Genomic DNA, 7,211 nt, shown 5'->3' with positions numbered 1-7,211 from the left:
GAGTTGGGTGGGTCGGGGCTACTTTGCGAAGGAGCGCAACCGGAGCGAGTTCGCGACCACCAGGACCGAGCTCGCAGCCATGGCCGCACCGGCGATCATCGGGTTGAGCAAACCAAGGGCTGCCACCGGGATACCGATGGCGTTGTAGAAGAACGCCCAGAACAGGTTTGTCTTGATGGTGGCAAGCGTCTTCCGGGACAGCTCGATGGCTTGCACCAGCTGGCCAAGGTCACTGCCCATCACGGTCAGATCCGAGGCCTCGATCGCCACATCCGTGCCCGATCCCATGGCGATGCCAAGATCGGCTTGCGCCAGGGCTGCGGCGTCGTTGACTCCATCCCCGGCCATGGCCACAGTGGACCCCTGGGCCTGGAGCATCCGCACCGCGTCCACTTTGCCTTCAGGCAGGACGCCCGCGAACACATCTTCCGGGGAGATCCCGACGGCGGTGGCCACTTGGGCGGCGACCGCGGCGTTGTCTCCGGTCAGCAGGAGAGGGCGAATCCCGAGTTCCTTGAGCTTCGCGATGGCTGCCGCCGAACCGGGTTTGACAGTGTCCCTTAGCGACACGATCCCGGCGGGCTTCCCGTCGACAGCAACCCAGATGGCGGTTGCGCCGCCGGCTTCCTCGGTTGCCAGGGCCCGGCGCTGTGCATCGTCGGGGAAGATTCCGTTGTCTTCCAGCCAGCCGGTCCTGCCGGCCACGACCGTTCGCTCAGTGCCGTTTCCGGCTCCGTTCAGCGCAACCATTCCCCGGACTCCGCCGCCCGGGGCGGAACTGAAGTCCTTCACCGCGAGGAGCGGGCCGGCGTCGGGCATTGCGGACTTGGCGGCAGCGGCAATCGCGTGGGCGATGGGATGCTCCGACGCTGCCTCGACGGCGCCGGCGAGAGAGAGCACGTGGGCGGGGGAGTGCCCGTTCAAGGCCAGGGTATGTCCGACGGCCAGCTTGCCGCTGGTGACGGTTCCGGTCTTGTCCAACAGGATGGCGTCCACAGTGCGCGTATCTTCAAGCACCTGTGGGCCCTTGATGAGGATGCCGAGCTGCGCACCCCGGCCGGTCCCGGTCAGGAGGCCAACGGGAGTCGCGAGCCCAAGCGCACACGGGCAGGCAATCACGAGCACCGCCACGGCAGCCGTGAACGAGGCATTGAGGTCCCCGCTCAGCGCGAGCCAGACTACGAAAGTAACCAGGGCGATGACCAGCACGACGGGCACGAACACGGCGCTGATCCGATCGGCGAGCCGTGCGATCGGGGCTTTGCCCGTCTGCGCCTGGCTGACCAACCGCCCCATCTGGGCCAGCGTCGTCTCGGAACCGACGCGCGTCGCGCGGACCAGCAAACGGCCCGAAGTGTTGATGGTGGCGCCCGTGACCTGGCTTCCCGGGCCGACCTCCACGGGCACCGATTCACCGGTGACCAAGGAGGCATCCACGGCGGATGAACCGCTCGTCACCAGGCCGTCCGTGGCGATCTTCTCTCCCGGGCGGACCACGAAGATGTCCCCGGCTACGAGTTGCTCGGCCGGGATCTTGTGCTCGACGCCGTCGCGCAGCACCGTAGCGTCCTTCGCCCCCAGGTTCAGGAGGGCCTTAAGGGCGTCGCCGGCCTTCGCTTTGGCGTTGGCCTCGAGATAGCGGCCCAGAAGCAGGAACGTGGTGACCACGGCGGCAACTTCGAAGTACAGCCCGCCGCCCATGCCTCCCGTGGACTCCATGCCCGGGTGTTCGGTCATCATGGGGTTGGCAAAGAGTTGCCACGCGGAGTAGAGGTATGCGGCCAAGACACCAATCGAGACGAGCGTGTCCATGGTCGAAGCGAAATGGCGTGCGTTAATGGCGGCCGCACGATGGAAGGGCCAGGCAGCCCACGTCACCACGGGAAGTGCCAGTGCAGCGGCGACCCAACCCCAGTGCGGGAACTGCAAAGCTGGAATCATCGAGATGGCGAAGACCGGAACCGTCAGTATGGCGGCGGCAATCAGTCTTGGCCTTAGCTGGCGGGACGCGGGGCCGTGATGCATGTGGTCTTCGTGGGCGCCGGCTGCGTGCTCGCTGGCACCGTGGTCGCCTTGCGCGCCGCCACCGGCGCCATGCTCGGCGTGCTCGGTCGTTCCTCCCTTAGACGCACGCTGCCGCATAACACCGGCACCGTCGCTGTGGTCATGTTCCGGCGCGCTATTGCTGCGGTCATGTTCTACGGCGCCGCCGTCGCCGGCGCTGCCTTCGGTGCTGGACTCGATCGCGGGGCCGGTATGCGGCAGCGCGCGTCTAAGCGACGAAGGAGCGAGCGCGCCGAGCATATCGGTTTCGCGATCGTGGGTGTGGTCGGCGGAGGGGGCCGTGGACGGACTGGGCCTCGATTCGCGGATCCAGGCTTTGTAGCCCGTTGCGTTTACTGTGTCCACGATTTGTTGGTCCGTGACGTTGTCCGGGACTGTGACGTGGGCTGATTCGAGGGGGAGATTGACGGAAGCCTCCACGCCGTCGAGCTTGCCCAGTTTCCGCTCTACGCGGGCCACGCATGATGCGCAGGTCATGCCCTCGATGTCGAGTTCGATGATGCGGGTGCCCGTTTGGTGGAGGATCTCGTGATTGCTCACATTGGCCCCTAGGCCTCGTTGGCGACTACCAGGTAGCCGGCTTCGGCGACGGCTTCGCCGATTTCGGACGGCGACAATTCCTGGGTGGAGGTGATGGTGACGGTGGAGATTCCGCCGGCGTTCAGATCGATCTCGACATTTTCCACTCCCGCCAAGGACTCAATTTCTTCGCTCACTGCGGAAACGCAGTGCCCGCAGGTCATGCCGGAAACGCTGACGTTCGTCTGGATGGTGGCGGTGTGGCCCATGGCGTGCTCCTTGGTGGTGAGTTGAATGGTGTGGTGAGTGCTTGTGGGGTTACCGCAGCAGGCGCCCGATGGCATCGGCTGCCTCCTTGACCTTGATGTCGATTTGCTCCGCGCGCACGACGGGATCCGACTCGGAGGCGGCTCCGACGACGCAGTGTCCGATGTGTTCCTCCACGAGCCCGAGGCTCACGGCATGCAGGGCTTTAGTGACTGCCGAGACTTGGGTGAGGATGTCGATGCAATATTTGTCCTCTTCCACCATCCGCGCAATACCGCGTACTTGGCCCTCGATCCGCTTAAGGCGCCGCAGGTAGGCGTCCTTGTTGGAGGAGTAGCCGTGTTGGCCAATGTTCAAGTCAACCGGGTTCACATCTGTGGGCTCTACGTCGATCGTGCTCATGCCGTAAAGATATACCCCCTAGGGGTATAAAATCAAGTACCCCCAGGGGGTATCAGTTAGGGGCCGGCGATCACTACTCCCACCTCGCCCAGTCCTCCGGCCTGAGTGAAGGGCGGCCGAGAAGGTAGCCTTGGGCCGCGGTCATCCCGAGCTTGGTGACAGCAGCCAGCTCGGCCTCGGTCTCGATCCCTTCGGCTACCAGGGCGGCCCCGATTTCGGAGGAAAAACCGACCATCGCAGCTCCCAGTGCCCGCTGTGCCGGATCTGTGTCGATGCCGGCGATGATCTCGCGATCGAGCTTGATGAGGTCCGGCTTGAGCTGCAGGATGTGGCGCATGGAAGCAAAGCCGGCACCGGCGTCGTCCACAGCTATTCTGAGCCCGGCGCGCCGCAACGGTGCCAACGCTTCGGCGAGCGGCTCATAGTTGGCCACCTCATGGCGTTCGGTGACCTCAAGAACGATGCGTCGCGGAGGGATGGCCGACTCTACAATCGCGGCTGCCAGCCGGGGGTCAAGGCACGCCCGGGGTGAGAGGTTTGCCGCGATGTACAGCTCCGGTGGGAGCCCTGCCGCGGTGGTCAGCGCCGTCCGGAGGGCAAGGATCTCAAGCTCGATATCCAGGCCGACCGAGGCGGCCTCCATGAAACGCACCTCGGGGGACAACTCCTGGGAACCGCTGAACCTTGTCAAGGATTCCACTCCAACGACGTTGCCCGTTTCCAGGCACCGGATCGGCTGGAATGCTGTGATGAGTGAGCCGTCGTTGAGCAAGGCCTGGATGCGGACAGTGACTTCCGCCCGCGAACGTGTTGCCTCTGAATTCAAGACACGGCAGGTGCCCTCGAAACCGCAGTCCCTGCCCTCCCTGTCGCGAATCGGCCTTCCGGCTACATCAATCAAGACGCGGCTGCCATCCCGGTGGCGGCACACGGTGATTACACGTGACCACGAGGAGTCGCCGCTTTCCCTGGCTTTCCAGTCCACCCGTGCGTCTGCCAGGTCCCCGGGGTCGATCACGCGGGTGATGTGCCTCCCCAGCAGTTCGGAGGGTTCGTACCCCGTGATGTCCTTGCACGCCGGGCTGCAGAACGTAAATCGTCCATCGGGCCCCGTGGCCCACAGCCAGTCCATGCTTGTGTGCAGCACGGTGTCCATCAAGCGCGACGTCCGGAACGCCTGGCTGCGTTCTCGCTGCTGCTGCCGCATGAGACGCCACGCGGCCAGTACCACCAGGGGCACGATCAGCAGTGCGAGAAGCGCGGGGAATCCGGTCTTTTCATCGATGCCGCCCCACGGCGGAAGCCCGAAAGCCAAGGGCAGGCGGATAGACAAGGCGACTGCAGCCTCGATAAATACGACAACCAGCAGCCACCATCCGGTTGAAGCCGACGCCAGCCGGTTCGCTTGGCGTCCCTCCCGGGAAGACGCCCTCTTAAGCCGGGGAAAGCGCATGAAGGGCATCACCCAATAGTGCCACCAAGCCGGGGATTACGCCGTAACCGCCAGTGCGTCGATCCGGAGGCCCGACGACGGCGCGTGGCCAGCCGGCGCTGCGCTTCGAGTTTGCGCCTATAACCCTTAAACAAAGAGCTCCGGAGTGCGTTATTGGGGGATACGCACTCCGGAGCGGACTTTGGAGCAGGTTCTTGGGGGTTCCTGCTGACAAATAGCTTACGTGCCCCAACAGCACTCCGCTACCAATCTGAATAACTACTTTCACTTTACTTTTTCCGGTCCCGGGTTCACGGCGAAATCCGGCGTTTGATCGGGGTACCCGGCCCCTTGTAGTGCACCCGGCGCGGGCCTAGCGTTAACTTGCACAGGAAGGGGTGGTCCACGTGGAGATCTTCATGTGGTGGCTGGACATAGACCTTAAGAGCAAGGAATGGCTGCGCGAAAACCTTCGTGCCACTGAGCTTCCACTGGAAGTTCTGCAACGGATTGCGGATGTCGGAGGTCCGCGCCTTGAAGAGCTGGCCGGCGGGCTGAGCGACGCCGACTGGGACTTCATTGAGACGCAGTCCGAGTTCGTGGACTGAGGCGCTTTCCTAGACCGGTTCATAAAACCGTTGCGGCTCCCGCGCGGGGATGGTTGCATGGGGTTCATGGCTACCGCAGAGAGTTATGTCTTGGCGATCGGGACCAAAAAAGGATTGTGGCTGGCACGCAGCACAGACCGCAAGGAATGGTCCCTTTCCGGTCCGCACTTCCTCATGAGCGAGATCCCCAGCATCGGGATCGATACGCGCGGGGACAAGCCCCGGATCATGGTGGGCGTGCGCTCCGAACACTGGGGTCCCACCGTGGCCCACTCCGATGACCTGGGCGCCACATGGACCGAGCCCGAACAAGGCGCCATCAAATTCCCGGACGGCACGGATGCCGCTCTGGAACGGATCTGGCAGATCTACCCGGACTCCGCATCCCGGCCCGGCGTGGTCTGGGCAGGTTGCGAACCGATCTCTGTCTGGAAATCGACCGACGGCGGAGAACACTTCGAGTTGAACCGCGGCCTCTGGGACCACCCGCATCGCAGCGAGTGGGGCGCGGGTTACGGTGGCGCTGCCGCCCACTCGATCGTGGTCAATCCTTCCGGGGAGAACGTCCATGTCGCCATGAGCACGGGCGGCGTCTACCGATCGCTCGACGGCGGAACCTCCTGGGAGGCCCGCAACAAGGGGATCTCGGCCTACTTCATGCCCGATCCCAATCCCGAGTTCGGCCAGTGCGTCCACAAGATCGCCGCGGATGCCGCCGTCGAAGGCCGGTTGTATGCGCAGAACCACCACGGCGTGTACCGCACGGACGACAACGGCGAGAACTGGGTTTCAATCGCCGACGGCCTTCCCGCTGATTTCGGCTTCGTGATGCTCACCCACCCCCGCCGCGAAGGGACCGCCTGGGTGATCCCGATCAAGGCGGATAGTGAGCGGATTCCGCCGGACGGCCATCTCGCGGTGCACCGCACGGACGACGCCGGGAATACTTGGAAGCGTTTGGATGTGGGTCTCCCGGACCATGAATACAACGCCGTGCTCCGTGACGCAGCCGCGGTGGATTCTGCTGAACCTGCCGGGGTGTACTTCGGAACACGCGGCGGTTCTGTCTACGTTAGCGCTGATGAGGGCGAGTCCTTTATCGAAGTCGCCTCGCATCTACCTGATGTTTTGTGTGTCCGGGCTGCAGTTGTCTCCGGCGTCGTCTCCGCAGATGTAGCCGACGAATTGGCCGCTGCCGCCGCAGCATCCAGCCTGCCGGCCTAGGACGGACCTTGCCCGATATTACGGTGGTTTTGCCCAGTGTTCTCCAGCCCCTCGCCGGCGGGCAGTCCTACCTGACTACGCCCGCCGACGGAGCTGTGACCGTGGAAAGCTTGCTTGATGCTGTGACCGGGGACTACCCGGTGCTGGCCCGGAGGATCCGGGATGAAACCGGTTCGCTCCGCCGCTACGTGAATATTTACGTGAACGGCGAGGAGGTCCGGCGTCTGAAGGGTCTGGATACTGAGGTAGCTGCCGGCCAGGAGGTCTTGATCATCCAGTCCGTGGCTGGCGGCTGAGTGGTTCGGGGCCAGGTCAGGCCACTCGCCAGACTGTGCATTCGTCGGTATTGATGGCCTTGCGCAGGCCCGTCAGCTGATCCATGATCCAAACGACGCCGATGCCCGGGGCCGTTTCCTGGACGCTGCCCCTGCGGATGACAACGTCATCGTAGGAGGGTCCGACGGAGAGGCGGGCTTCGATCTGGTCGCCGCGGTGCAGCTGGTCAAGCGCGCGGATTCTTGTGGGGTGGGTTGATACTTCCTTCAACATGGTGGCCTCCCTGGCTGGAGCTGCCAGCATTTGCCGGCTATTCCAGTGTGGCGGGCCAATGTTGCGGTGTGGTTTCGTGCGGGTTAGCCGTGGGTAAGACTTCCGGGACAAAGAAAATCCGTGGTTCCACACGGGCCCAGAGGGCG

Annotated in this window: 8 protein-coding genes; 3 read left to right on the top strand and 5 right to left on the bottom strand. The window is 64.0% G+C overall.

All coding sequences use genetic code 11. The annotated features are described in order from the left end of the window. Positions 1 to 18: 18 nt before the first annotated feature. The 4 genes from AC3WJU_RS19680 to AC3WJU_RS19665 form a co-directional block, all read right to left on the bottom strand. Positions 19 to 2,604: a heavy metal translocating P-type ATPase gene (locus AC3WJU_RS19680; protein ID WP_492260637.1), complete on the bottom strand. Its 2,586-nt coding sequence runs from the start codon at positions 2,602 to 2,604 to the stop codon at positions 19 to 21. 8 nt (positions 2,605 to 2,612) lie between these two features. Further along, positions 2,613 to 2,852 carry a heavy-metal-associated domain-containing protein gene (locus AC3WJU_RS19675; RefSeq protein WP_059388821.1) on the bottom strand — a complete coding sequence of 80 codons (240 nt, stop codon included), beginning with the start codon at positions 2,850 to 2,852 and terminating at the stop codon, positions 2,613 to 2,615. Between the two features lie 49 nt (positions 2,853 to 2,901). Beyond that, entirely contained in the window at positions 2,902 to 3,252 is a 351-nt protein-coding gene (locus tag AC3WJU_RS19670) for a metal-sensitive transcriptional regulator (RefSeq protein ID WP_492260636.1), read from the bottom strand. A 73-nt stretch (positions 3,253 to 3,325) separates the two neighbouring features. After that, positions 3,326 to 4,714 carry a sensor domain-containing phosphodiesterase gene (locus AC3WJU_RS19665; protein WP_492260635.1) on the bottom strand — a complete coding sequence of 463 codons (1,389 nt, stop codon included), beginning with the start codon at positions 4,712 to 4,714 and terminating at the stop codon, positions 3,326 to 3,328. A gap of 377 nt (positions 4,715 to 5,091) precedes the next feature. Between AC3WJU_RS19665 and AC3WJU_RS19660 the strand changes: the two genes are divergently transcribed. The 3 genes from AC3WJU_RS19660 to AC3WJU_RS19650 are packed head-to-tail and all read left to right on the top strand — an operon-like array spanning position 5,092 to position 6,812. Beyond that, positions 5,092 to 5,292, top strand: a complete 201-nt coding sequence (locus AC3WJU_RS19660; protein ID WP_059388808.1) for a hypothetical protein — start codon at positions 5,092 to 5,094, stop codon at positions 5,290 to 5,292. A gap of 57 nt (positions 5,293 to 5,349) precedes the next feature. Further along, positions 5,350 to 6,516 (top strand): WD40/YVTN/BNR-like repeat-containing protein, encoded by a 1,167-nt coding sequence (locus tag AC3WJU_RS19655; protein WP_492260634.1) that lies wholly within the window; start codon positions 5,350 to 5,352, stop codon positions 6,514 to 6,516. Positions 6,517 to 6,524: 8 nt separating this feature from the next. Continuing rightward, complete coding sequence (locus AC3WJU_RS19650; protein WP_059388806.1) at positions 6,525 to 6,812, top strand: MoaD/ThiS family protein; 288 nt, start codon at positions 6,525 to 6,527, stop codon at positions 6,810 to 6,812. Positions 6,813 to 6,828: 16 nt separating this feature from the next. Here the strand turns inward: AC3WJU_RS19650 and AC3WJU_RS19645 are convergent, their stop codons facing one another. Then, positions 6,829 to 7,065, bottom strand: a complete 237-nt coding sequence (locus AC3WJU_RS19645; protein WP_059388807.1) for a hypothetical protein — start codon at positions 7,063 to 7,065, stop codon at positions 6,829 to 6,831. Positions 7,066 to 7,211 lie beyond the last annotated feature (146 nt).

Source organism: Arthrobacter sp. FW306-1B-F12A (assembly GCF_058781865.1).
Note: the sequence above shows the minus strand (reverse complement) of the source record. Positions and strands in the feature narration are given on the sequence as shown.